This window comes from Dehalococcoidia bacterium (assembly GCA_003597995.1).
Classification (GTDB): Bacteria; Chloroflexota; Dehalococcoidia; order Dehalococcoidales; family UBA1222; genus SURF-27.
In genome coordinates, this window is the sequence record QZJY01000070.1 from 23,270 (window position 1) to 47,893 (window position 24,624).

The 24,624-nt window shown below is 55.9% G+C and carries 30 protein-coding genes; 13 read left to right on the plus strand and 17 right to left on the minus strand.

The window, feature by feature from the left end:
• The 6 genes from C4542_09125 to C4542_09150 form a co-directional block, all read right to left on the minus strand.
• Complete coding sequence (locus C4542_09125) at positions 1 to 1,755, minus strand: adenosylcobalamin-dependent ribonucleoside-diphosphate reductase (GenBank protein ID RJO60448.1); 1,755 nt, start codon at positions 1,753 to 1,755, stop codon at positions 1 to 3.
• Positions 1,755 to 2,498, minus strand: coding sequence for a radical SAM protein (locus C4542_09130; GenBank protein RJO60449.1), 744 nt, complete (start codon positions 2,496 to 2,498; stop codon positions 1,755 to 1,757). Before C4542_09130 ends, C4542_09125 begins: the two co-directional genes overlap by 1 nt.
• 209 nt (positions 2,499 to 2,707) lie before the next feature.
• Positions 2,708 to 3,583, minus strand: a complete 876-nt coding sequence (locus tag C4542_09135) for a metal ABC transporter ATP-binding protein (protein ID RJO60450.1) — start codon at positions 3,581 to 3,583, stop codon at positions 2,708 to 2,710.
• Complete coding sequence (locus C4542_09140) at positions 3,576 to 4,424, minus strand: metal ABC transporter permease (protein ID RJO60451.1); 849 nt, start codon at positions 4,422 to 4,424, stop codon at positions 3,576 to 3,578. The genes C4542_09135 and C4542_09140 overlap by 8 nt, the downstream gene beginning before the upstream one ends.
• A gap of 11 nt (positions 4,425 to 4,435) precedes the next feature.
• Positions 4,436 to 5,356, minus strand: coding sequence for a zinc ABC transporter substrate-binding protein (locus C4542_09145; GenBank protein RJO60452.1), 921 nt, complete (start codon positions 5,354 to 5,356; stop codon positions 4,436 to 4,438).
• Positions 5,353 to 5,796: a transcriptional repressor gene (locus C4542_09150; protein ID RJO60453.1), complete on the minus strand. Its 444-nt coding sequence runs from the start codon at positions 5,794 to 5,796 to the stop codon at positions 5,353 to 5,355. The genes C4542_09145 and C4542_09150 overlap by 4 nt, the downstream gene beginning before the upstream one ends.
• Before the next feature lie 180 nt (positions 5,797 to 5,976).
• On the opposite strand from C4542_09150, the gene C4542_09155 reads away from it, so the two are divergent.
• Both C4542_09155 and C4542_09160 read left to right on the plus strand, forming a co-directional pair.
• Complete coding sequence (locus C4542_09155; protein RJO60454.1) at positions 5,977 to 6,894, plus strand: hypothetical protein; 918 nt, start codon at positions 5,977 to 5,979, stop codon at positions 6,892 to 6,894.
• A gap of 9 nt (positions 6,895 to 6,903) precedes the next feature.
• Entirely contained in the window at positions 6,904 to 7,569 is a 666-nt protein-coding gene (locus tag C4542_09160; protein ID RJO60455.1) for a hypothetical protein, read from the plus strand.
• 56 nt (positions 7,570 to 7,625) lie between these two features.
• Here C4542_09160 and C4542_09165 read toward each other — a convergent pair whose 3' ends face one another.
• Positions 7,626 to 7,946 carry a hypothetical protein gene (locus tag C4542_09165; protein RJO60456.1) on the minus strand — a complete coding sequence of 107 codons (321 nt, stop codon included), beginning with the start codon at positions 7,944 to 7,946 and terminating at the stop codon, positions 7,626 to 7,628.
• A gap of 52 nt (positions 7,947 to 7,998) precedes the next feature.
• Here C4542_09165 and C4542_09170 point away from each other — a divergent pair, with 52 nt between their 5' ends.
• The 5 genes from C4542_09170 to C4542_09190 all read left to right on the plus strand — a co-directional run bounded on the left by C4542_09170 (position 7,999) and on the right by C4542_09190 (position 12,422).
• The gene (locus C4542_09170) at positions 7,999 to 8,181 is read left to right on the plus strand and encodes a hypothetical protein (GenBank protein ID RJO60457.1); all 183 of its coding nucleotides are present in this window, start codon (positions 7,999 to 8,001) and stop codon (positions 8,179 to 8,181) included.
• A 201-nt stretch (positions 8,182 to 8,382) separates the two neighbouring features.
• Positions 8,383 to 8,775 (plus strand): cytochrome c maturation protein CcmE, encoded by a 393-nt coding sequence (locus tag C4542_09175; protein RJO60458.1) that lies wholly within the window; start codon positions 8,383 to 8,385, stop codon positions 8,773 to 8,775.
• An 18-nt stretch (positions 8,776 to 8,793) separates the two neighbouring features.
• On the plus strand, positions 8,794 to 10,779 hold the full coding sequence (locus C4542_09180) for a heme lyase CcmF/NrfE family subunit (GenBank protein RJO60459.1): 1,986 nt from the start codon (positions 8,794 to 8,796) through the stop codon (positions 10,777 to 10,779).
• A 231-nt stretch (positions 10,780 to 11,010) separates the two neighbouring features.
• A complete protein-coding gene (locus C4542_09185) occupies positions 11,011 to 11,754 on the plus strand; it encodes an ABC transporter ATP-binding protein (GenBank protein RJO60460.1) in 744 nt (247 codons plus the stop codon).
• Positions 11,751 to 12,422: a heme ABC transporter permease CcmB gene (locus C4542_09190; protein ID RJO60507.1), complete on the plus strand. Its 672-nt coding sequence runs from the start codon at positions 11,751 to 11,753 to the stop codon at positions 12,420 to 12,422. The genes C4542_09185 and C4542_09190 overlap by 4 nt, the downstream gene beginning before the upstream one ends.
• 141 nt (positions 12,423 to 12,563) lie before the next feature.
• Here C4542_09190 and C4542_09195 read toward each other — a convergent pair whose 3' ends face one another.
• A complete protein-coding gene (locus tag C4542_09195; GenBank protein RJO60461.1) occupies positions 12,564 to 13,010 on the minus strand; it encodes a hypothetical protein in 447 nt (148 codons plus the stop codon).
• A 279-nt stretch (positions 13,011 to 13,289) separates the two neighbouring features.
• On the opposite strand from C4542_09195, the gene C4542_09200 reads away from it, so the two are divergent.
• From C4542_09200 to C4542_09210, 3 genes are all read left to right on the plus strand, one after another.
• Positions 13,290 to 13,949, plus strand: coding sequence for a cytochrome C assembly protein (locus C4542_09200; protein ID RJO60462.1), 660 nt, complete (start codon positions 13,290 to 13,292; stop codon positions 13,947 to 13,949).
• A gap of 1 nt (position 13,950) precedes the next feature.
• Positions 13,951 to 14,094: a CcmD family protein gene (locus tag C4542_09205; GenBank protein ID RJO60463.1), complete on the plus strand. Its 144-nt coding sequence runs from the start codon at positions 13,951 to 13,953 to the stop codon at positions 14,092 to 14,094.
• Between the two features lie 118 nt (positions 14,095 to 14,212).
• On the plus strand, positions 14,213 to 14,410 hold the full coding sequence (locus C4542_09210) for a DUF2892 domain-containing protein (protein RJO60464.1): 198 nt from the start codon (positions 14,213 to 14,215) through the stop codon (positions 14,408 to 14,410).
• A 139-nt stretch (positions 14,411 to 14,549) separates the two neighbouring features.
• On the opposite strand, the gene C4542_09215 is transcribed toward C4542_09210, so the two are convergent.
• The 4 genes from C4542_09215 to C4542_09230 all read right to left on the minus strand — a co-directional run bounded on the left by C4542_09215 (position 14,550) and on the right by C4542_09230 (position 16,648).
• Complete coding sequence (locus C4542_09215) at positions 14,550 to 14,747, minus strand: hypothetical protein (GenBank protein RJO60465.1); 198 nt, start codon at positions 14,745 to 14,747, stop codon at positions 14,550 to 14,552.
• Between the two features lie 43 nt (positions 14,748 to 14,790).
• The gene (locus C4542_09220; protein ID RJO60466.1) at positions 14,791 to 15,453 is read right to left on the minus strand and encodes a rhomboid family intramembrane serine protease; all 663 of its coding nucleotides are present in this window, start codon (positions 15,451 to 15,453) and stop codon (positions 14,791 to 14,793) included.
• Positions 15,454 to 15,618: 165 nt separating this feature from the next.
• On the minus strand, positions 15,619 to 16,098 hold the full coding sequence (locus C4542_09225; protein RJO60467.1) for an META domain-containing protein: 480 nt from the start codon (positions 16,096 to 16,098) through the stop codon (positions 15,619 to 15,621).
• Positions 16,099 to 16,198: 100 nt separating this feature from the next.
• The gene (locus C4542_09230) at positions 16,199 to 16,648 is read right to left on the minus strand and encodes an META domain-containing protein (protein RJO60468.1); all 450 of its coding nucleotides are present in this window, start codon (positions 16,646 to 16,648) and stop codon (positions 16,199 to 16,201) included.
• A 138-nt stretch (positions 16,649 to 16,786) separates the two neighbouring features.
• Between C4542_09230 and C4542_09235 the strand changes: the two genes are divergently transcribed.
• The 3 genes from C4542_09235 to C4542_09245 all read left to right on the plus strand — a co-directional run bounded on the left by C4542_09235 (position 16,787) and on the right by C4542_09245 (position 20,852).
• Positions 16,787 to 19,237: a leucine--tRNA ligase gene (locus tag C4542_09235; protein ID RJO60469.1), complete on the plus strand. Its 2,451-nt coding sequence runs from the start codon at positions 16,787 to 16,789 to the stop codon at positions 19,235 to 19,237.
• A 214-nt stretch (positions 19,238 to 19,451) separates the two neighbouring features.
• A complete protein-coding gene (locus tag C4542_09240) occupies positions 19,452 to 20,228 on the plus strand; it encodes a pyrroline-5-carboxylate reductase (protein ID RJO60508.1) in 777 nt (258 codons plus the stop codon).
• Positions 20,229 to 20,366: 138 nt separating this feature from the next.
• Complete coding sequence (locus tag C4542_09245; protein ID RJO60470.1) at positions 20,367 to 20,852, plus strand: CvpA family protein; 486 nt, start codon at positions 20,367 to 20,369, stop codon at positions 20,850 to 20,852.
• A 103-nt stretch (positions 20,853 to 20,955) separates the two neighbouring features.
• On the opposite strand, the gene C4542_09250 is transcribed toward C4542_09245, so the two are convergent.
• From C4542_09250 to C4542_09270, 5 genes are all read right to left on the minus strand, one after another.
• Positions 20,956 to 21,222 carry a YfhL family 4Fe-4S dicluster ferredoxin gene (locus C4542_09250; GenBank protein ID RJO60471.1) on the minus strand — a complete coding sequence of 89 codons (267 nt, stop codon included), beginning with the start codon at positions 21,220 to 21,222 and terminating at the stop codon, positions 20,956 to 20,958.
• Positions 21,223 to 21,346: 124 nt separating this feature from the next.
• Positions 21,347 to 21,832, minus strand: a complete 486-nt coding sequence (locus tag C4542_09255; GenBank protein RJO60472.1) for a pantetheine-phosphate adenylyltransferase — start codon at positions 21,830 to 21,832, stop codon at positions 21,347 to 21,349.
• Positions 21,829 to 22,383 (minus strand): 16S rRNA (guanine(966)-N(2))-methyltransferase RsmD, encoded by a 555-nt coding sequence (gene rsmD / locus C4542_09260; GenBank protein ID RJO60509.1) that lies wholly within the window; start codon positions 22,381 to 22,383, stop codon positions 21,829 to 21,831. Before rsmD ends, C4542_09255 begins: the two co-directional genes overlap by 4 nt.
• Positions 22,384 to 22,754: 371 nt before the next feature.
• Positions 22,755 to 23,363, minus strand: a complete 609-nt coding sequence (locus C4542_09265) for a hypothetical protein (protein ID RJO60473.1) — start codon at positions 23,361 to 23,363, stop codon at positions 22,755 to 22,757.
• 104 nt (positions 23,364 to 23,467) lie between these two features.
• Positions 23,468 to 24,610 carry a response regulator gene (locus C4542_09270; protein ID RJO60510.1) on the minus strand — a complete coding sequence of 381 codons (1,143 nt, stop codon included), beginning with the start codon at positions 24,608 to 24,610 and terminating at the stop codon, positions 23,468 to 23,470.
• Positions 24,611 to 24,624: the final 14 nt, after the last annotated feature.

A 24,624-nucleotide genomic window follows, 5' to 3' on the forward strand; every position in this document is an offset into this window, starting at 1 on the left:
TCAGCACTCTTTTAGATATTTGACCACTAGCCCCGGGTCTATACGCATGGCCAGCGGCTGCCTGCGGCGGCTGCCGTCGCGGTAGATGGTGATACCCTTGAGCCCCAGTTCGTATGCCTGCATATAAATTGCGGCCACGTCCTGCGCGGTGGCGCTGTGAGGCAGATTGACCGTCTTGGAGACGGCGTTGTCCACGTTATGCTGGAAGGCAGCCTGCATGCGCACGTGCCAGTCGGCTTTTATCTCAGGCGCTGTGACGAAGAGGCGCTTCATCTCAGACGGGATGTTCTCCATGTCGTCCAGCCTGATTCCCTGCGCCAGTTTGCTCACCAGCTCGTCAGAGTAAAACCCGCGTTCTTTAGCCTCGCGGATGAAGTCCTGATTGACCTCCAGCAGGCTTTTGCCCTCCATGATGCGCCGCATATAGACCAGCGCGAAAAGCGGCTCAATGCCATTGGAGCACCCGGCGATGAGGGATATGGTGCCGGTGGGGGCGATGGTGGTGCAGGAGGCGTTGCGCATAGTCGGACCGCCCGGCCGGTCGTAGACGCTGCCTTTGAAGGAGGGAAATACACCCCGCTCTTTCCCCAGCGCGGCTGAAGCGTTGTGGGCTTGTTTGTTGATGAATCCCATCACCTTTTCGGCCAGCGCCAGAGCGGCCTCGGAGTCGTAAGGGATGCCCAGTCGCACCAGCATGTCGGCGAAACCCATCACGCCCAGGCCGATCTTGCGTGTCCTCAGAGTGGCGGCGGCTATCTGCGGGAGAGGATACGTATTGACGTCAATGACATCATTCAGGAACCTGACCGCGAGGCGGACAACCTCGTCCAGCTTCATATAATCTACTTCAGGTTTTTTCCCATCCTTGAGCATGCGCACCAGGTTGACCGAACCAAGATTGCAACTCTCATAAGGGAGCAACATCTGCTCGCCGCAGCCGCTGACGCCCTCGATCTCGCCCAAGGCCGGCACCGGATTGCTCGCGTGAATGCGTTCAAGGAAAAGCATGCCAGGGTCGCCCGTTTTCCAGGTCTGGGCCACGATGTGCTCGAAAACGTCCCTGGCGTTGTGGGTGTCGACCGTCCTGCCAGTCGCGGGGTCGACGAGACGGTAGTTTTTGCCCGTCTTGACAGCCTCCATAAATTCCGATGTGACGCCGACAGAAAGATAGAAATTGGACAGTTCCCCAGAGCCGTTCTTGGCGCTAACGAAATCCAGGATGTCGGGGTGGTGCGCGTCCAGTATAGCGATGTTGCAGCCCTGCCGGATGCCGCCTTGTTTGACCGAGGCGGTGGTTGTGGAGAGGGGGGCGAGGAAAGACACCGGCCCGTCCTTATCTCCTTTTGCTCCAGAGCGGAGGCGCGAGAGATTGAACCCGGTGCCTCCCCCGCTCACTTGTACCAGTTTGGCCTCCTCAAGGCTCTTGTCGATTGAACGAAACGACTCCGACACAGGCAGCACGAAGCAGGAGGATAACTGCCCCGACAATCTCCCGGCATTGAGCAGAGTGGGTGAGTTGGGCAGAAACTCCAGGCGCGACATCAGGCCGTAGAAAGCATCTTCCCAGCGGGCTGTGTCGGCACCGCGGTCATATATCCGTTCTGCCTGAGCCACGGTAGCGGCCACACGCCTGAACATATCGGAGGGGCTTTCTATAACCCGGCCGTGGCCGTCATGTTTGAGGTAGCGTTTTTTAAGGATATAGAGCGCATTCGGGGAGAGGTCTATAGTCCGGGTCGAGTTTGAGCTTTTCATCAGAACAGCCGCAATGGTTTTTCGCCGGTGCGCTTCATATCGAGCGTCAGGCAGGATATTTTGTCGAGGTGCTTGCGAGCGAGCACAGCCGCCTCTTCGACCTCGGCGGCGGTGGCGGCGCGCCAGGGGTTGTCCCCCACTGGAAAATAGGCGTCGATGCGCAGCGTGATACCGCGGTCGATGCCGGCGATAAATCTGGCGACGCGCTCAACCTCGCCAGCGTCTATAAGGCCCGGGATGAGGACTGTCTCGGCCTGTATTTTTTTGCCGGAGCGGGCGATTTTGGTGAAGTTTTCCAAAATGCGGGCGTTGTCCTGCCCGGTGTACTCCCTGTGGAGCGCGGACGTGATGGCCTTGATGCTGAAGATGACCTCGTCCACGTCGGTCATATCGGCCAGCTTGAGGCCGTTGGTGAGCATGACGTTGTACGAGTGAAACTCCTGATGCAGGGCTTTAGCCAGCGCCGGCATATCCGGGTCGAGGGCCGCCTCGGTGCCCATGAAGATGGCGCGGTCCACCGCACGCCCCTTGAGCAGTCTCATTACCTCATCGAGCGACAGAAATCTCGTAGGCGGCTTCTGGGGTGACTTGCCGGCAATAGAGGCGATAGGGTCGTCGAAGAGGCCGAAATCCAGCGTCTCGTAATCCGTATAGCAGGCGCGGCAGGCCAGCGTGCATTTCGCCCAGAAATGGATATCTACGGACTTGAACGAGGGTTCGTAAACGACGTGATAGACCTTCATAAGTTTTTAGCTGAAATGTTAGTTAGATGATACCTCAATCGTGGGTGTGGGTGCAAAAATCGGTCAAGAGATGGGCTCCTCGCAGGTATGAACATGGCGGTCGAAGGGCTTGGCTTGAAAATCCAGCGACGGGGTGCTCTGGATTCCGGCTTTTGCCGGAATGACATAATAATGAGGGCACGGCGCGCCGTGCCCCTACACATCAGGTCTCAGCGTGGCCAGAATCTCCTGATTTTCCGCTTAGCCTGGATGGCAGGTTCGGTGTCGTGCCCGTGCTGGCATTCCAGCACCGCCGGACGCTTCTGGTCCTTGCCGATGACGATGCCGAAGGTCTCCAGCAGCGTTTCCGAGTTGAGCACTTGCTGCGGCGGGCCGAAGGCCACCACGCGGCGCGCCAGCAACATCACCTGCTGGCACAGTGAGGCTTCTTCCTGTATGTCGTGCGTGGCTACCATGATGGAGGCGCCGCGGTGTAGTTCGTCGTTCATGGCCTGCAGGTAAAGGTCCCTTCCCCCCGCGTCCAGTCCGGCGGTGGGCTCGTCCATCACCAGCAGGTCGGCCCTGTGCGCCAGCACCTGCGCCAGGTAAACGCGCTGCTGCTGACCGCCTGAGAGCGAACGCAGCGGCGTGTCGGCCAGCTTTTCCACGCCCATGGTGCGCATGGCTGCCATGGCGATTTCGTAGTCTTCATCATCCATGTTGCCTACCAGCCCGTGCAGCGGGAAACGCCCCATGCTCACCACGTCCACGGCGCGCAAAGGCAGTATAAAACCGGCATTGTGGAACTGTCCCAGGTAGGCGATGCGCCGGGCGTTGCCTCCCGGCCGCCCGCCGAAAATAGAGAGCTCGCCGTTCAGCGGCGGGAGCAGCCCGACAGTCGTCTTGAGCAGAGTGGACTTGCCGCTGCCGTTAGTGCCGATGAGCGCCATGGCCTGTCCACGGGGCAGCGTGAAGCTGATGCCTTCGACAACAGCTTCGCCGGGATAACCGACCGTCAGTTTTGCCGCACGGACGAAAACGGGCAATGCGGCGGACGTCGCGGCATCGGGCTGCGAGCCGAAACCGGTGCGGATGGGGTCAGTCATGGCGGCCCCCGTTGGCGGCGTGCTGATGGTTGCGCACGTTCTGGATGATGAAAACAATGAAGAAAATGACTGTTGTAACAAGTATGATGGAGGCGCCCGTCGCCAGGTTTAAGTGATAGCTGAGCAGCAGCCCGATATAGACAGACAGCGCGCCGAAAAATGTAGCCCACGCCATCATGCCGCGTATACGCCGCGCCAGAAGAGCTCCCGCTCCAGCCGGTGCGATGAGTAAACCGAATACCAATAACGTTCCTACCGTCTGGAAGGAGACGATGATGGTGGCGGCGATCATGAAGAGCATGACGTTGTGATACAGCCTGGATGAGAAACCGGCCACCTGCGCCTGCTCGGGGTCGAAGCTGAGCAGCAGGAAGGGGCGGGCGCAGACGAAGGCGGTCACTCCGATAACTGCCGTGGCCGCTACCTGTATCCATATCGAAGAGATGCCGATGCCCATTATCTCGCCGAAAAGGATGCGCGTCAGATCGCCGCTGAAGGAACTGGAGCGCGATACGATGACCACGCCCAATGATAACATCCCGATAAACAGCAGCCCGATGGCGGTGTCGGACGAAAGGCGCGAGCGCTGGGTAATGAGGGTAACGCCGCCTATCATGAAGACGGCCCCCACTGCCGCGCCCAGAATACCCGGTAAGCCCAGCAGGAAGGCCAGGGCGATGCCGGGCAGCACGCCGTGCGCCAGCGCGTCGCCGATGAAGGCCATGCCGCGCAGTATTACGAAGGTGCCGGCCACGGCGCAGGCGATAGACACCAGTATGCCGGCTATGAGCGCCTGCGTCATGAAGGCGTTAGAGGTAAATGGAGTTATAAAAATATCCATACTCTGCCTGACTATTTTAATGCATTGACTATGGTTTCCGCCAGTTGTGTTTCAAAAGTAAAATACGAACCGTCGGAGGGCAGGATGTGAGTCGATAGCTCTACAACCCTGGCTCCGGTTTCACTGGCTATAGCCGAGGCCACGGCTCCCGACGTGCCCACTTCTGCGAAAATGACCTTGACATTATTGTCCAGAATGAGCTGCTTGAGCGCCGCCAGGTCTCCCGCCGAAACATTGGCCTGCGAGCTCAGGCTGGGGACGAGTGCTCCCACCAGCTTGAAGCCGTAGCGCTGGGCGAAATAGCCCATCGACTCGTGACCCGTGACCAGCTTGCGGCTGTCCTGGGGCAGAGCGGCCACCTCGGCGGCTACCTGTGTGTTGAGGAGGTCGAGTTGTGTCTGGATGTCCAGAGAGCGGGCATCTACATTTATATCAAGGTTAGCCTTAAGGTACTCAGCAAGAGCAGCGACGATGTTTTTCATGGCGAGAGGGTCTGTCCACAGGTGCGGGTCGGGCGCGCCGATGGCCTGGTCGGGGTCGCCGGAAGGGATGCCTTCGCCGGGTCCCACGTGCCTGACGGTGATATAATCCGAGGCAGTGAATAATCTGACTCCATTGGCTTTGGCCTGCGCCAGCGCCTTCTCCATGCCCCCTTCCAGCCCCAGCCCGTTCTGAACGATAAGGTCAGCCCGGTTTAGCTTTTCGATGTCTTTGGCCGAGGGTTCCCATTCGTGCGGGTCGAGGCCGTTGGGTATGGAAACGCTCACGCTGGCCGCATCGCCGACCAGCTCTTTTACGATAGAGCCGAGAATCGAGTAGGTAACGACGATGGCTTTTTTACCCGAAGTCGTGACGGGGCTATTGCAGGCGGCACTCCCGGCCAGCGCGGCAATCAGCAGGGAGACTGACAGGACCAGCGCCCCGGTTTTCATTTTGTTTCTCCCGGAGCGTTTGCCCTGCACTGGCGGCACAGCCCCATGAATTCGAGATGGTGGTCACTGATGGCGAAGCCTGTTTCGCTTGCCAGTTTTCTCTCCATCTCTCCCAGTCCGCAGGAGGACACATTAACCACCTTGTCGCATCCCGCGCACACCAGGTGGTGATGGTGTTCCTGAGGACGGCGGGCATAGCTCTGCGACCTGCCGCTGTAACCCATGCGGCAGATCAGGCCGCTCTCGGCCAGCAGCTTGAGCGTGCGGTAGACCGTCACCAGTCCGATGTCGGGATGTTGTTTCTGTAGACGTTCATAAAGCTGCTGAGGGGTGAACTGCGCCCGCATACCGTCGACGGCCTCCAGGACGGAAAGACGCTGCGGCGTGGCTTTGCAGCCGCTGCCGTGCAGTTTGCGGCGTTTGAGTTCAATCGGTATCATATCTATAAATGAAAATCCTTTTCAACTGGATTATAAGACAAGCGCTGTTCGGAGTCAATGGGATATCAGCATCGGCAGGGTATAAAAACTATCGCTTTAAAACGCTCCTGAACTTGTTGACATTGTCCCTTACTATAGTCTATATTATCTCGCTAGTGTTGCCGAGGGGTTTACCACGGCTTGGTGTTCCGCCTGAGGCGACTTAAAATAAGGCAAAAGGAGAGCAAGGGGGTAGGTTTCATGCTGAAAAAAACGTTACTGGTCCTGTTCGTGCTCCTGGCCGCCCTGGGAGTGGGCATCTATTTCTCATACACCTCACTCAAACTCATTCCCCTGTTCGACAACCGCAATGCTCAGTGGGGGCTGGTGGCCTCGGCGGTGGTCGGTGTGATTCTGGGGGTGGCCCGGGGACTTCTCAAGAAGAAGAACGCAATCAAGGGTGAGGTCGTTACACGCCATGGTGTGGGCTCTTTCATCTCGCACTGGGCTACCGGCTTCGGCATCTTCGCCCTGATTTATTCGGGCGTCATGATGGGGTTCTTTATTATGAACGGCAAATCCATCTGGTTCATCCCGGTGTTTGCCACGACCCTTCAACAGGTCATCCCGGCGCTCAACGTACATTACTTCGCCGTGCTGATAACCCTCTTCGGCGGCTTCTTCTTCGGCGCCGACTATATCGCCACCCGAGATTGGATGCTGCTCATACCCAATATGAAGGACCTCATCCAGGGCTTTATTGGCAAGTATTTCCTGCGCCGCAAGTGGGAGGCGGAAGACAAGTACATGTCCTCCCAGAAGGGCGCTTTCGTCCCCTTTGCTGCCATCGGTATAGTTATGCTCCTCAGCGGGGCCGTCAAGGCGGCCGCCCATGTCTGGCCTATCACCGCCAATATCTGGGGCTGGGCCACCGTCATCCATGATGTCTTCATGGTCTTCACTATCCTTTACATCATTGTGCACGTCGGCATGGTGGTGGTGCTGGGCCACTGGCCGGCCTTTTTCTCCTGGTTCACCGGCACTATGCCTAAAAAGACTGTCGAGCATCATCACCCCGTCTGGTATGACAAACTGACGGCGGGCACGAATAAGAGCTAGGAGACAGAGATGAATAAAAAGCTGCTTATTTTGTTAGCCATAGCGCTGGTGGTCATTCCGGTGGCTTCCGCTTGCGGCCGCACGGCTCCCACCGGCATTACGACCTTACCCGCGCCGAAAGTCCCTCATGTGGTCGATGTGCGCTTTGAAAACTGCAACGCCTGCCATGTGACGAACCAGTTGAGAGCTACCTTTCCTCTTCTGCATGCAGGTGAACAAGTAGTGCTAGGCAAGACCGTATCAGTGTATTACACCAACAAGGACTGCATCAGCGCCGCCTGCCATGTCTTGCAGGCGGGTGTAACAATGCCTCCGCCGACCACCACCAAGACTACGACTACCACCGGCGGCACGGGTACGACTACCACCGGCGGCACGGGCACGACAGGCACGACCACGACTTCCAACCCCCCGGCCACTCTTACGGATAAAGCTATCGCCATCACCACGCACAATGCCGCAGCTATGGCGGCTTACAAGACCCTTTGCCAGATGTGTCATGCCAAGGGACTGGCCAACTCCAATCCTTATCCGCCGACCTGGGACGGCAAAGCCAGCGGCTCGACCCAGAATACCGGCGTGTACGAAATCGTTCCCGGGTCGCCGCAGGACCATACGCCGTACACGATCGAACAGTGCACGCAGGCCGGCTGCCATGCTCCGCCCACATCCTAAGTACTTAACACTAATCTCGTTTTTGAATGGGGGCGACGTCAGTCGCCCCCTTTGTTTTACGTCTTTTGACCAATAGCCGAGCCGGTGCTAGAATATTTCAACTTTAGTTGTAAAAAAGGAGCCAATGCCATGAAAACCAGGTCTTTGCTGTTCATTATGGTCTCCCTGCTGACCGTGGTTCTTATCGTATCAGGCTGCGGCGGCAGCAAGACGACCGCGTCAACCAATCCTTCGACCGCCACAACCAATCTTCCGACCACCACGAGCAATCCACCAACCACGTCGAATCCGTCAACTATCACGACAAATCCCAGCACCACTCCTCCGCCGTCCTCCTCTACACCAACTGGGACTCTGTCTGAAACCGCGCCGGCCATTACGACGCACAGCGCCGTCGTGCTGACTGCTTACAAAGGGCTGTGCCTGACGATGTGTCACGGCCCGGGTTTGGCCAACTCGAGCCCTTTTCCGCCGACCTGGGACGGCAAGGCTGCCGGCTCCACGCTTAACCCGGGCGTATATACGGTAAAGTCGGGTTCCAATGCCGACCACACCGGACGTACAGAGGAACAGTGCACAACCCAGGCCGGATGCCACGCGGCTCCCAAATAAGTTCACTCGAGTTAATATTAAGGAGGGGCGATTCATAATGCCCCTCCTTCTCTTTTTTCCCAGTAAGGGATGATGGTGTGGCAGGATGTAATCCAAGCCGACCGGAGAAGTCATAAATTGCTCAAAAAGGGCTTTATGTTATAATGGCATAAGTCGCTATTTCGCATCCCGTTCCCAAAAAGCTTCCCTTTGAGGTTCTGTATGTTAAAAAACAAGAAGTTCATCATCGGCGGCATTGTCGTTCTGATAGCCGCTGTGGTGCTGGGATACGTCGGATTCATGGGCGTGGGGACCTATTACTATACGGTGGAGGAGTTCCTCAATAAGGAAACGACACTGGCGGCTCAGACCGTTCGCGTGAGCGGTATCCTGGAGCCCGACGCTGCCAAGACGGGGCTCACCTGGAATTTCACCCTCAAGGACACATCGTCTGATGCCACGCTGGCGGTCACCTACAGCGGGGCGGTGCCGGATACGTTTAAGCCAGGCCAGCAAATAGTCGTAGAAGGTAAATACGATGCTGCCAGCGGCATCTTCAAGAGCACCAGCATAGTAGTCAAATGCGGTTCTAAATACGAGCCTGCCACGACGTAGGCGGAGAGGGAACGGGGCATGTCCCTATTTGGCAACGGGGTACTCATCCTGGCTTTCCTGGTGGCCATCTATTCCATCGCAGCTGCTTTACTCGACTCGCGCAAGAACAAATACGGCTTTCCTATGAACGCCCGCTACGGCGTATTTGCCGTGGCCGGGCTGGTGAGCCTGGCGGTGGCGCTGCTCCTCGTCTCCCTGCTGACGCACAACTTCGGATTGAAATACGTGGCCGATTATTCCAGCCGCGATACGCCGCTGGTCTATCTCATCACAGGGCTGTGGGCCGGCAACGCCGGTTCATTGCTTTTCTGGGGCTGGATTGTGTCCCTCTCGGGGGCCGTTCTGCTGTGGCGCAGCAACAAAACGGACAGAGAGCTAATGCCGAACGCGTTATCCATCATTCTCTTCACGGAGATGCTGTTTCTCATCCTGCTCTTCATACAGAGCCCCTTCCAGGCGCTCTCTCCGGTACCCCCGGACGGCGCCGGGCTGAAACCGGTGCTGCAGAACGTCGGCATGATAATCCACCCGCCGCCGTTGCTGGCGGGCTATGCCCTTTTCACCGTGCCATTCGCTCTGGTTGTGGCGGCTCTTTTCAACCGGAAAGTGGATGATGCCTGGGTGCTCAGCGCCAAGCGCTGGGCCGTCGCCGCCTGGCTACTGCTGGGTATCGGCAATGTGCTGGGCATGTGGTGGGCCTACGCCGTGCTGGGCTGGGGCGGTTACTGGGCCTGGGACCCGGTGGAAAACGCCGGGCTGATGCCCTGGCTGCTTATTACCGCCTTCCTGCACTCCAGCATGATGTACCTGCGCCGCGGCATGTTCAAGATATGGGCTGTCATTCTGGCTATGGCCGCTTTCTGGCTGACCATTTTCGGCGCTTTCCTGACACGGTCTGACGTAAAGGGCTCGGTGCATACCTTCGGCGATACGCCCATGACTCCCGCATTCATCGTCTTTCTGGCCATAACACTCATCGGCTCGGTGTGGCTGCTCATCGACCGCCGCCGATATATCAAGAGCGCAGAAGGGGATGACGCCCTTGTTTCCGGCACGGGCACGTTCATGAGTGTCAACCTGTTGCTGGTGATTTCCACCATTTTTATACTGGTGGGCACGACGCTGCCGGTTTTCACCAATATTATCCCGCCCCAGACCTATTTTAACGTGGTAAATTTACCTGTCTTCGTGTTGATTATTCTGCTGGCCGGCCTCTGTATCCTGGTCGGCTGGAAAACGCCGGATTTGAAAAAGCTGCTTAAACAGCTTCTCTGGCCGGGGGTTGGCGCTCTCCTTGTAGTTATCGCTCTCATCATTGCCGGGCTGACACAATGGTACGCGCTAGTGCCGTTATTCATCCTGGCGGCGGTCTTTGTAGCTACGCTCATCAAGTGGGGGCGTGACGTCACCGCCCGCATGCGCGGCAAAAAAGAGGGCTTCCTGCCTGCCTCAGGCGGACTGTTTATGGCCAACCGCAGCCGTTACGGCGGCTACATCATCCATATATCTATTGTGGTGCTGGCGCTGGGCATCATCGGGTCGTCGGTATATAAAAGCCAGGTGGAACAAATACTCAACGTAGGCGATTCGGTGACGCTCAAAGGTTACACTTTTACATACAACGGCTTCAATGCCGTCCCCGAACAGAAGAGCGATGGCTCGGTGCTTTTGACGGTTACGGCCAATATAGACGTATCGCGCGGCGCCCAGGACCTGGGGTCCGTTCACCCCAACAAGATTCTGAAGTTTATTTATTCCGGGGAGACCATCGTCGACATGGACCCGGCCTACGGCAATAATGTAGCCATCCGCAGCAATCTGGCCGAGGACCTGTATGTTATCTTTGAGGACTTCGACGGCATGACCCAGCAGGCGTTGCTGATGGTGCTGGTCAACCCGCTGGTGAAGTGGATATGGATAGGCGGATTCTTGCTGCTGGCGGGAGGTCTGGTTTCCTTTAGCGCCACGCCGCGCAAGGTAGCGGCGAGCGAAGATAAGGGATAGCTAACTCTCTCGGTGGGGATAATTTCAAAGAGGGAAACAGGAATGTTTCCCTCTTTTTTACTGTCACTTTTGAGCGAGGCTGATTCTATGGCGTTAGTTACCCCCTCACCACAACCGCCCGCCTTTGGCGGACTCAGGATGAGATTGCTTCGGTTGCTGCGCAACACTCGCAACGACGAAGGAGACCAACTAGCCACAGCGCCCGCAAAGCGCTAAAATAAAACCATCCGCATGAACAACGTTGCAACAACTCCGTCCGTGCTCCTGGCCGTGGAAACGTCCGGACTGGTCAAATCGTTCGGCCACTACACGGCGCTGCGCGGAATAGACCTGAAAGTCCCGGCCGGCAGCACGCTGGCGGTTTTCGGGCCCAACGGCGCCGGCAAAACCACTCTCATCAAGATACTGGCCAGCATTATGCGGCCTACCTCCGGCAAAATCCTCATCGGAGGTCTGGAACTCAAAGACAACGCCGAATTGTTGCGCGCCAGACTGGGGCTGGTGGCGCACCAGAGCTACCTCTACGGCAACCTCAGCGCCTGGGAAAACCTGGACTTTTATGCCCGCATGTACGGGGTGGAAGACAGAAGCAGCCGTATCGGCGAGGTGCTGGATATGGTGAGCATGACCGGGCGCAAGCACGACCGCCTTTCCACCTTTTCGCGTGGCATGCAGCAGCGCATGGCGCTGGCGCGGGCGCTCTTGCATAAACCCTCCATACTGCTGCTGGACGAGCCGGAAACGGGGCTGGATCAGCAGGCGCTGGGCGCCATGTGGGACATCATCAGGCGCGAGGAAACGCTCAAGCGCACTATCATCTTCACCAGCCACAGCTTCGAGAGGGCGCTGGCGGTCTGCGACGACGTGGTCATACTGGAGCGCGGCAGGATAGCGTTTAAAGCTCAGGCTTGCACTCTCAACCTCGACGGACTGAAGCAGAAGTACCAGGAATGCACGGCGGCGGTGAAGAAATGAAGTTCTGGAGCCGTGTAGCCGCCATCGCCTGGAAGGATATCCTCTCCGAGCTGCGCAGCCGGGAGATTATCTCCTCGGTGCTGGTCTTCGCCGTATTGGTGCTGGTGATTTTCAACTTCGCTTTCGACATGTCCCCCGACATAGCGCTGCAGATAGCCCCCGGCATCCTGTGGGTGGCCTTCGCCTTTTCGGGCGTGCTGGCCCTCAACCGCGCCTTCATCCCCGAAAAAGAGGAGAACTGCCTGGAAGGCCTGATGGGCTGCCCGGTGGGGCGCGAAGCCATCTACGTGGGCAAGGCGCTCGGCAGCCTGTTCTTCATGTTGCTGGTTGAGGCGGTCATCCTGCCGGTTTTCGCCCTGCTCTTCAACGTCGCAGTGCTCCAGCCGGAACTAATCGCAGTAACACTCCTCGCCACTATCGGCTTCGTGGCGGTGGGCACAATCTTCTCGGCGCTGGCGGTCAACACGCGGGCGCGCGAGATGGTGCTGCCCATCCTGTTCTTGCCCATCATCACTCCGGTTATCATCAGCGCCGTCAAGGCATCCGCGCTGGCGCTGGCGGGAAGCGGATGGGGCGGCCTGACCTCCTGGCTGGGCATACTGGCGGCGTTCGATGTCATTTTCCTGGTGGTGCCTTTCCTGGTTTTTCCATACGTAATCGAAGAGTAACGGGAACGCCCTTTCAGGTATAAAATAGGCACAATCAAGCAATCGGGCTTGCTTTCTGATGTTTGAACAACCCCATCCACTTTTTGGGGGATAGATGAGATTTGCTTAACGGAAGCACTGAGCAATAAGTCAAAATCAAGTTCAGGTTTTGGTTGGAGGTGTAGGTACCGCCACATCGAAATTTTTACTACTAGTTGGGATCAAACTTCCACTTGTCGCCGTGAGCGAGTAGCCAGATCCCACGATGTCAATAGAAAGATCTGTAAAGGTTGCTGTACCGCCAGACACGTCTACCGTAATCTTGCCTGATAGTTTTGCTCCGCTAGCGCCAGTACCGTGTGTAATGGCCAGCGTTATCGCTCCAGTATAACCTAAAATGACGTTCCCGTAGGGGTCTGTTACCGCGACTACTGGCTGTGTGGTAAAAGCTTTACCCGGTGCCGCGCCGGTTGGCTGTTTTGTAAAAACAAAAGTTGTGGCCACCTCCATCTTTGAAGTGTTAGAGGGTGCTGAAGACTTGCACCCTGCAATTAGAACCATCGGTAAAGTCAGAGCCAATACAAGGTAAATCAATAATGCTTTTTTCATAATCGCCTCCAGTTATGATTTAACCGATTGCCATCTTAGCATATTCTTTGGATATTTACATTTCAATGATATAAAATATTATGTACAAACGTACGCATGGAATGGCAGACATTCCGTTGTTCTTTCAATGGTGACTAAAGGTGAGCTGGCCTATTCCCCCAGCCAGCTAAAATGTAGTGTATAATTTAACGTATATTGATTAAAAAGCACTTTGGCATTATCTAAACTCGAATATATATTCGGCTCTCTATCTGCAATCGAAGAATAGGAGGTTCGGCTATGAGACCCAGAATCCTGCTCGTATTGAGCACGCTGCTCATGTTAGCAGCGCTTTTCATGGTGTTCGTCTACGTGCCCGCCGACGCGGAACAGGGCAACATACAGCGCATCTTCTACTTCCACGTTCCGGTGGCATGGGTTGCTTTCCTGGCTTTTTTCGTCACCTTCGCGGCGGGAATCGCCTACCTGGTAAAGCGCAATCCCTTCTGGGACATGGTGGCCAGCGCTTCGGCTGAGACAGGGCTGGTGTTCACCACCCTCATCCTCATCACCGGCTCCATCTGGGGGCATGTGTTCTGGGGCAAGTGGTGGGTCTGGGACCCGCGCCTCACCAGTTCGCTGGCGCTGTGGCTCATTTATCTCTCGTATTTCATGATACGCTCGTACATATCCGATGAAGATAGAAAAGCCCGTTTCGCGGCGGTGGTGGGCATCATCGGCTTCGTGGACGTGCCTATCGTGGCGCTGGCCATACAGTTGCGCTCGCAGCACCCCAGCGCCCTCATCTTCGAGGGCGGGCTGGCGGGCTCCATGCTGGCGACTCTGCTGGTAAGCATAGCCGCCTTCACTTCGCTTTACCTGCTGTTTCTGGCGGTGCGCGTACACCTTAAAGAAGACGAACGGGAATTAAAGAGCCTCAAGGAGGCCATGAAGGAGTAATATGAATAGCAATCTGGGGTATCTTTTTGCCGCTTACAGCGTCATCTGGTTGTTGGTTTTCGGCTATGTTTTCGTCCTGATACGCCGCGAAAAGGCGCTGCGCAAAGAGATCGCCGCTCTCAAAGAGGGCATGAAAAAGGCTTAGGCCAAGCTTTTGCTCTTCCTGCAATGGGGGGAAAGGTCTATAAGCAGAGGCTCAGGCATCCGCACCGAGATGTCGAAACGGTTATAATAAACCAAAGTAAAAACAGAGGAGGATTTCGATGAAGCGTAACATGGGTACGGCAGACCGCGTAATCAGGTTTATTATCGGAGTGGTAGCTCTGGTGATTTCTTTCCTCGTCAGTTCGCTGGCTTTGCAGATCGTGCTGTGGGTGGTGGCGGCGCTCTTGTTTGTGACGTCGTCACTCGGCGTTTGCCCGGCCTATACGCTGTTTCATATCTCCACGAAGAAGAAATAGCCGAACGGCTGGTTGTGGCCAGGGGAGATCTGGTCGCTTAACTCTGAGCCTTTATAAAAGAGACGCCGCGCTCAAAGAGGGCATGAAGAAAGCATAGTTTCGGAATCCTCGTGGGGCGAGTCATGACTCACCCCTACAGCTATTTTTTGTCATCGTCTTCAGGCGGGCCCCACATGCGATGCCAGTAACGGCGCCGGCGTCTGCCCATGAGAATCGATAAGCCGAGGAGTATCAGGATAACCGGCCATATATAGCTCCAGGCCGAACCCGGGAGCACTCCGGTGGCGACCAGCAACGCAAGGACTCCGACTGCGATCAGCACCAGACCGAAAAACATAGCCTTCCTCCTTCAGCGGAATTAACATCAGCTCATGCAAGATTTAATAACTCCTGCGCCTGTAAAACCATCCTGCAAGCGCGCCGAAAGCCAGGCCGCCCAGGTGCGCCTGCCAGGCTATGCCCGATATGAATGAAAGGATAGCAAACCCGCCGATGATGCCTATCCACAACGGGATGGGGGTTGGGATGGGGAAGAAAATGACCCGCATGTTGGGCCGCAGTACGGCCAGCGCCCCGCCAAGCGCGAAAACAGCCCCCGATGCGCCTATGGCCGTCGAGTAACTCTCTCCCAGCAAAATATAGAACAGGCTGCCCGCTATGCCGCCTATCATGTAAATTATCCAGAAACGCCGGGCACCCAGCATCTGCAGCACTGCGCCGCCGAAAAAGTAGAGCGTCCACATGTTGGCCAGGATATGGAAAAAGGCGTAGTGGGTGAACATGCTGGTGACAATCTGCCAGGGGTGGCTCCAGACGATGGCGGGCGTCAACCCCAGGGTGTCGATGAACTCCGGGCGGATGTTCACGCCCACGAATACCAGCACGTTTATCAGGATGATGATGTAGATGCTTTCCAATGGCTTTTCTCCTCGTAATTGAACGTCAAAGGGGTATGAAACATGATAACAGGGGCGTGCAAAATCGGCAAATCGGGTCACACTTTCTCCTCCCCTTTGAGGGGAGAAACATCTGGGCTTATGCATTCGGAGGGGGTTAACTGGCAATGGAAGGTGCCAGTCGTGCCAGATCCTTCGTCCGCCTCAGGCGGACGAAGGATGAAAGGTCGCTCCTCTCCGCAAGGGGAGAGAGAAAGCGGAGAAAAAGAAGGAGGCCGCTCACTGGCAGCCTCCTGTAGAAATCGATTGACTTTATCTTTCAACGGCACTGAATACCAGCACCTGGCCGCCCGCGCAGTTGATAGTCAGCGACCAGATGCCGCCGAACTCGACGCTGCGTGCAGCAGACAGAAGCGCGAAGTAGGCGCTCTCCTGCTCATTGACGGCCTGGTCGGTGGAGGCCATGGCGGTGTGCAGTATGCCGCTGAATGTGAGCTGGTTGTCGGTTCTCTGCGCGAAGCCGCCGTATCCGTTGACGCCGCCGTTACCCGTTATCTGGTCGGTGGCGTCGCTGAAGGTGAGGGTAATCTTTGTCCCGGCAATTACTGATTTGAGGTTGGCCGGGTCCCCATAGGACGCCAGCACCCACGATGTGCCGGCCAGGCTCTGGCCTTTGAGGGCGGGGACGCTGGATGGGGGTTTGCTGCTATCGGTGGCCTTCGACGCACAACCGCCCGCCAAGATAGCCAGTATGGCGGCTGCCGTTAGTAAAGCCAATAGAAGTTTACGCATGTGAAGTATCTGCCTTTCTTGAACTCGCCTTGCCTGAATTGATAATAATAACGCAGCGGGAGGCAGAAGGTTAGGCGGGCTGCTCTTGCGATTCCCGATATCAGCCGCTAACGAAATGCAACTCGCCGCCGTCACAGAAGATGATGAGCCCGCAGCAGTCTTCGCTGAAACGCTCGGCCTTCGCCAGCAGCGTCAGATAATCATTTTCCTGCTGCGTAACGCCCGATATGTCGGGGCTTCCCAACTGCGTTTGGTATATCTGCGAGATGGAGATGCCACTACCGTGTATCTCGCAATCTCCTCCGTAGAGGTTGATGCCGGCGTTTCCTGAGATGTGAGACGCATTCCCATCGAAAACGAGCGTGATCTCGGTGGATGACAAAAGAGTCTTTTGCTGGGAAGCGAGGCCATATGATTGCAGATGCCAGGAGGTGCCTGCCAACTCGAAGGAATCGCTAATCCTGCCGCTGTCACGAGACGCGCAACCCGCCGTGCTGATGCTCAAGGCGGCGATGATTAACGAGGCAGCTATGACGATATGACGTTTCATGGCATCGAATCCTGTAAATATGATAACGCTTTTTAAGCACGGACGATAGTGCCTATCGGTAATCCGGTTATTATTTATTGCGCCGTGCGTGGGCGCTTGCTACAATAGGTTAATCCATCCGGTTACGAGGAAGACTCTATGATTGAAAAATACAATCCCGCCGAGGTCGAGCCCAGGTGGCAGAAGCGCTGGGCGGACAGCTCGCTCTACAAGGTGAGCGATGATAGCCCTGCCCCCAAGTGGTACGCCCTTACCATGTTCCCTTACACCTCGGGCGACCTGCACATCGGCCACTGGTACGCCATGGCTCCCTCCGATGTCTATGCCCGCTTCAAGCGCATGCAGGGCTATAACGTGCTGCACCCCATGGGCTTCGACGCCTTCGGTTTCCCGGCGGAGAACGCCGCCATCAAACGCGGCATACACCCTAAAACCTGGACCATGGCCAACGTTGAAAACATGCGCAAACAGCTCAAGAGCATCGGCGCTATCTACGACTGGAGCCGGGAGGTCATCACCTGCCAGCCGGACTATTACAAGTGGACGCAGTGGTTCTTCCTCAAGCTGTGGGAGGCCGGGCTGGCCTACCGCGCCAAGGCGCCGGTCAACTGGTGCCCCACCTGCCAGGCGGTGCTGGCCAACGAGCAGGTGGTCAACGGCGAATGCTGGCGCTGCGATACTCAGGTGACGCGGCGCGACCTGGAGCAGTGGTTCTTCCGCATCACCAAATACGCGGACGAGCTGATGCGGCATGACGGCCTGGACTGGCCGGAGCGCATTAAGATAATGCAGGCCAACTGGGTGGGACGCAGCGAAGGCACGGAAATCTCGTTCGCGCTGGACTATCCTGGCGTCGCGGAAAAAGAGATAAAAGTTTTCACCACGCGCCCCGACACGATTTATGGCGTCACCTTCATGGTGCTGGCCCCAGAACACCCGCTGGTGGCCGCTCTCACCACACCCGACAGGAAGGGCGAGGTGGAGGCCTATATCGAAAAGGCGCGCCATCACACGGAGATAGAGCGTCTCTCCACCGAACGCGAGAAGGACGGCGTTTTCACCGGGGCTTATGCCACCAACCGCCTGAACGGCGAGAAAATCCCCATCTGGATTGCCGACTATGTGCTGCTATCCTACGGCACCGGGGCGGTTATGGGCGTGCCGGCTCACGACGAGCGCGATTTTACTTTCGCCACCAGATACGGCCTGCCGATAAAAGTGGTTATCTCCCCTCCCGCTTGGGATGGAAAGCTACTCGCTGCCGCCTATATCGAACCCGGCAAAATGGTCAACTCCGGGCACTTCGACGGGACAGAGAACACGCAGGGCAAGACAGCCGTTTCCGAATATATCGAAAAGCAGGGGTGGGGTCACCGAACCGTAAGTTACAAGCTGCGCGATTGGCTCATCTCGCGCCAGCGCTACTGGGGCGCGCCCATACCCATGGTGTATTGCGACAAATGCGGCATCGTGCCGGTACCGGAGAAGGACTTGCCGGTTCTCCTCCCCGATGACGCCGAGTTCAAGGCCACCGGCGAGTCGCCGCTCAAATACAGCCAGAGCTTCCTCCACACCACCTGCCCCAAGTGCAGCGGCGCGGCTCAGCGCGAGACGGATACCCTGGACACCTTCATGTGCTCCTCATGGTATTTCCTGCGCTATACCAGCCACCACTTCGGGGAGGGGGCTTTCGACCCGGAGATAGTGAAGAAGTGGATGCCCGTCGATATCTATACCGGCGGGGCTGAACATGCCGTCATGCATCTCTTTTACTCTCGCTTTTTCGTAAAGGCACTCAGAGACATCGGGTTGGTGAAATTCAGCGAACCATTTACGCGGCTGTTCAACCAGGGCACCATCGTGCGGGAACATCAGAAAATGTCCAAGTCGCGAGGCAATGTGGTGAATCCTGACGATTACGTTTCGCAGCTGGGCGCCGACACGGTGCGCGCCTACCTCATGTTCATCGGGCCGTGGGAGCAGGGGGGAGACTGGGACGACTCCGGAATATACGGCCTGTCGCGCTGGCTGAATCGTATCTGGAGTCTGGCACTGGAGCCGTATGAAGGCGTGGCCTGTGGTTCGGAAGGCGAGCCCAGCGTAAAGGACTTGCTGCGCGTGACGCACCAGACCATCCGCCGCGTAACGGAGGACATGGACCGCCTGCGCTTCAACACCATGATTTCCGCCCTCATGGAGTTCTCCAATTACCTGGCCAAAATTAGAGAAGCGGGGAGCGTCCCGGTCGAGAACTATCGAGAGGCTGTGCGTACATTGCTCAGGCTGCTGGCGCCCACCGCGCCGCACTTCACCGAGGAGCTGTGGTCGCGGCTGGGATACGAATATAGCATCCATAACCAGAGCTGGCCGCAGTGGGATGAGAAATTGGCCAAGGATGAGGAAATTCCCCTGGTCGTGCAGGTGAACGGCAAGGTGCGCGACAAGCTGATGGTTTCCGCCAACATCAGCGAGGATGAAGCCAAAAAGCTGGCGCTGGAAAGCCCGAAGGTGCAGACGCACACCGCCGGAAAAACCGTGGCGCAGGTCATTTATGTGCCGGGCCGGCTGGTCAACGTGGTGGTGAAGTAGCGGTTTGGCTCGTCGCAACTTATGATAGGGGACAGGCTGACCCCCTCACCTTAATCCTCTCCCACGTTGGGGAGAGGAAATTGGAGTAGCAATCGAGGTAAGACTATTCGATAAGACTCTCCCTTAGTCCCTCCCTTCCAGGGAGGGGGACTGGATAAAGCATCAGGAGATTAGAGTGGGAATATTTAAAATCGCATTCATCGGCGGGGGCAATATGGGACAGGCCATGGCCGCCGCCGTCATTAAAAACCACCTGGCCGAACCGCAGGATGTTTCCATCAGTGACGTCAGCCAGCCCCTCCTCGACAGGCTCAAGAAAGAGATGAGCGTCTTTACCTCTACCAACAACCTGGAGGTGGCCGGGCGCGGAGAGATAATCGTGCTCTCTGTGAAGCCTCAAACACTTGCTGCCGTGATGGCTGAACTGAGCGGTAAGCTCAACCCAAAAACGCTGGTCTTTTCCATCATCGCGGGCAAGAAGCTGGAAACGCTGGTGGAAGGGCTCAAACACCAAGCCGTGGTGCGCGCCATGCCCAACACGCCGGCGCAGATAGGCAAGGGCGTTACCGCGTGGACGGCCACGCGCGACGTCACCCCGGCGCAGCGCGCGAGCGCCGAGGCCATCGTTACGGTGATGGGTAAAGGCATTTATGCGGGTTATGAGTCCTACCTCGACCTGGCCACAGCCGTCAGCGGCTCCGGTCCGGCCTACGTCTTCCTCTTCATGGAAGCGCTAATGGCGGGAGCGAAGGAAATCGGCATGCCGGAAGACATGGCAAAAACGCTTGTTTTCCAAACCGTGCTCGGCTCCGCGGAGTTCGCTCAAGCCTCATCTAAAGATCTTACAGAGTTGCGGCGTAATGTAACCTCCCCCGGCGGCACGACGGCAGAAGCCCTCAAGGTGTTCGAGGAGGGCGGTTTCAACGACCTGGTCAAGAAAGCCGTGGCGGCGGCCTACCGCAGGGCGCAGGAGTTGGGGGCGAAATCCTAAATCCTAATTTCTAAATTCTAAATAAATACAAATACCAAAATACGAAGTTTTGAAAATTTGAGCTTTGGTTTGATTTAGGATTTGGTGCTTTGTGCTTCGTGCTTGGGGATAGGTGGATTTTAAAAAGGGGAGGTAATTATGAACTGGCTGGATATCCTCATACTCATCAGCCTGGCGGCTTCGGTCATCGGCGGACTGGCCACCGGCATCGTGCGCGGCGTGGTCAACCTGGCGGGCTTAATTTTAGGGATCTTCTTGGCAGGCATGTATTATAAGACCGTGGGCGGCTGGCTCGGCCTCATCCACAATACGGATGTCGCCAAAACCGTGGCCTTCATTGCCATCATAGTGGTTGTCATGATACTGGCCGGGCTGGTGGGCAATCTGCTGCACAAGCTCGTCTCCGGCATCATGCTTGGCTGGCTGGACCACCTGGTAGGCGGCATCCTGGGGCTGCTCATAGGGGCAGTCTCGTGGGGAGCGTTACTGGCACTGTGGGTTAACTTCTTTAGCACGGGTGCGGTGAGCGGTTCTAATATGGCCAGAATACTCTTGGACAAGTTTCCGCTGGTGCTGGGGCTGCTGCCTGCCAGCTTCGACAAAGTCAAGAATTTCTTCACGTAGAGACTATCGCGCTATCTAGTGAGGGGCGGGTTTCAAACCCGCCCCAGCATTTTAGAACGACCTGAGAGCCGCTTGCGTATTATATCTCGCGGATAGAGTGAGCCTAGGTTACCTTGGGCGTCTCGCCGGGGTGAATCTTCTGCCATTTCGCCAGAAGCTGGTCGCGGTTCTCCTGATAGGCCGGGTCGGGGACAACGGAGGCCACCGGGCAGATCTCGACGCATTGTTGTTTGGTATGGCTGCCGACGCACTCGCTGCAGAGCTCCGGGTCTATCACGTATATAGTGCTGCCTTCTTTGATGGCCTTATTAGGGCACTCGGGCTCACAGGCCCCGCAGCTTATGCAGTCGTCGTTAATCTTGTAAGCCATTTAAAAATATCCTCCTGATTTGTCTATCAATATACAATATTCTCTGGAGCAATGTCTCTTTGTTGATGGCATCCTTGTTTTTGAGATACGGTCGAATCTCAAAGTGCCTTTGAAAAGATACCAATTACTTGCTGGTAGCCACTTTCTTCTTTACGGCCCGGGCCACGTTCAGGGGGACCCAATCGTCAATCTTGCCCCCCAGCCGCGCCACCTCTTTGAGCAGGCTGGAACTGAGGAACTGGTATTGCGGGCTGGCCATGAAGCAGACCATCTCCAGCTCCGGCGAGAGCTTGTTGGTCATCATGGCCAGGTCGAACTCGAACTCGAAATCGGCGCTCACCCTGAGGCCGCGCACCATCACTGGCGCACAGACCTTTTTGGCGAAATCCACGGTGAGACCGCTGTAAGGCTGCACTTCAATATTAGGCGTGTTTTTAACGGCCTTGCGCGCCAGTTCGACCCTTTCGGTCTGGCTGAACATGAGTTTTTTTTCGGGCGTGTCGTAAACCCCGATGATGACTTTGTCGAAGACGCGTGCGGCGCGTTGCGCCACGTCAAGGTGTCCGTTGGTAATGGGGTCGAAGCTGCCGGGGTAAATTGCGGTGGTCAAGATATATGCTCCTTTCGGTAGATGGCGATGGTGCTGTCGCCGTGGCGGTATTCGCGTTTCATGACAAGCGCTCCGTATCTTGCTTCCAGTTTGAATCTGGACGAGTGGGTGATGACTACCGTCGTCCCTTCCCCCACCAGTTTCGATGCCGCCAGTTGTTCAATGGTGCTTCCAATGCCGGTGTCTTTGTAGGGCGGGTCCATCAGCACGATGTTGTATTCCCCGTCCAGCATGGAAATAGCCCGGCTTACCGTCGTGCAGTGCACTTTAGCTTGGCCGCCGAGTCTGGTTTTCTCCAGGTTTTCCTTGATTATAGCACAGCAGCGCGGTTCCTGGTCAACGAAATCCAAGCTGCCGGCGCCCCGGCTGAGAGCCTCAATGCCCAGTGAGCCCGAGCCCGAAAAGAGGTCGAGTACGCGCGACCAGTCTTCTACCGAGGAATCCAGAATGGAGAAGATAGCGCCTCTAACCAGTTCGGTGGCGGGGCGCGTGGGGGTGCCTTTGGGGACTTTAAGCGGAAAGCCCTTGGCGCTGCCGGCGATGACTCTCATATAGGTAATTATAACCGATATGCGTGATTTTTGCGGGGAAGTCTGGGAATAACCGTTGGCGTGAAGATTCTTTGAATCTTGCTCTCGCTCGATCCCTGCCATCAAGCGAAAGAAGAAAGCCGATGTGATTAATCTCATTAGGGTCTAATTCCCCGCCGCTTGCGGCGAATCCGGTAAGTATATCCAGATTCACAAAGATCAACTAAGATTATTGTGATACCCCGACGCTTGCGTCGGGGAGAATGTCATTATATTTTAGAGTATCGCAATCGATATGCTGCTATACTGCTTCTCTTGGATTCTAAAGGCATCAATGCGTTCGGTTATGAAAATCCCAATGGACATGGCGTCCAACTGCTGGTAAGAGATGTTTATTTAGGCTTGAGGGAAGCTATTGAATGCACACTGGCGGGAACTTCCTTGAAATCCAGTTCACCGACATTTACATTAATAAGGCTTTTCACCGTGCCTTCTATGGCTGTGAAGGGCAACCATGTCTGATACCAGATCTTGCTTACTCGGCTGCGGACACTCTCATATTCACAAACGAGGTAATAGGTTTTGTGTAGTTCAAGTTTGATAGGAACGAACGTTAAAGCCTGCTCGTTGTTGCGCAGGAAACCCAGAGTCTCACCCTGCAGGACAGCCTTTTCCGCGTTCATTAAAGAGATTTTCAAGCTTATAGCCGGACTGTTACCGGCGTTAAATAGCTCAAAGTGCGAAAAATGGGAAGTCAGCGGGCGGTCATCAGTTTTCTGCGCACCTTTGGGAGCGGACACGCTATCAGCCACATAAGTCGTTGCAGCCTCATGAACCACCGCCCTGATAACCAACAAGGGGCGGGATGCCATGGCCACTTCAGCCCTCGTCTCGTCCAGATTTTTTTCTAGTTGTTTCTTTGACTGGATGGAATAATAGAAACCGGTTATAACGAGTACCATGGTTAAAACGGCTGTAATTAAGAAAAGAAAACTATCCATTGTCTTTATCTCCTAGCAGGCATTATCCGCCTTTGACCTGGCAGACGTGGGCTGAGACACCCAGCGTTTGCGGCAAAACATTCATAATTTCATCATTGGATTTCTCAAAAGGAATTTGGATTAGGTCTAAAGTTGTATTGCCGCAGCAGCGCCTTCAATTCGGGGATATCAAAAGCCTGTTGACTATCCTCGCCATACTGCTTCTTGATAGCGAGTATTTCGTCTTGCATGGCGAAGAAAGCATCCACTACATCCGGGTCAAAGTGGCTTTCCCTTCCCTCCCTGATAATTGCCAGCGACTCTCCCACGGAGAATGGTTTTCTGTATGGCCGTCTGGATGTCAGCGCATCGAATACATCTGCGATTGCCGCGATGCGTGCGGCGATCGGTATCTCTATACCCTTTAGCCTGTTTGGATAACCGCTTCCATCCCACTTCTCGTGATGGCACATGGACATAGTTTCTCCCATACGGATGAATTCGGCGTCCGAGCCCTCGAGGATTCTTGCACCGATGACCGTATGTAGTTTCATGATTTCCCATTCCATTGAGTCAAGCTTGGCTGGTTTCATCAGAATGGCGTCGGGTATACCTATCTTACCCAAATCGGTCATAGGCGCTGCATAAATAATGGTTTCAATAGTATTTTCGTCCAAACCCATGCGGCGGGCAACGGCAGCGGAATAATTGCTCATACGCTTGATGTGTGCGTCAGTGTCATCGTTCTTGTACTCGGAGGCCATGGACAGGCGGTAAATCGTCTCCAGCGAGGCGGCTTTTATCTTCTCGAAGGCTTGCTTTAATTCTTCGGTCCTGCTGGTTACCTCGGACTCCAACTCTTTGCGGTAATTAACCATCAAGTCGTTGTAGGCTTTGACCTTAAGCAGGGACCGCACCCGGGCTAAAAGCTCCATTTTGTCAACAGGCTTTGAAAGAAAATCGTCACAACCGGCTTCAATTCCCTTTACCCGGTCTTCAGTTTCCCGCAATGCGGTAACCAAGATTATCGGAAGCAGCCGATTTTTATCATCTTGCCTGACCCTGCGGATAACTTCAAAACCATCCATGCCGGGCATCATTACGTCCAGCAGAATCAGGTCGATTTTATTGCCGGAAAGTTTCCCCAGCGCTTCTTCACCGCTTGTTGCTTTGACAACTTCATAACCCGGCGGAACAAGATATGCTTCGAGCAGCTCAATGTTTTGGGGCTGGTCATCGACAACCAGGATTACCGGTTTGTCTTTTATCATCTATCCCTTTT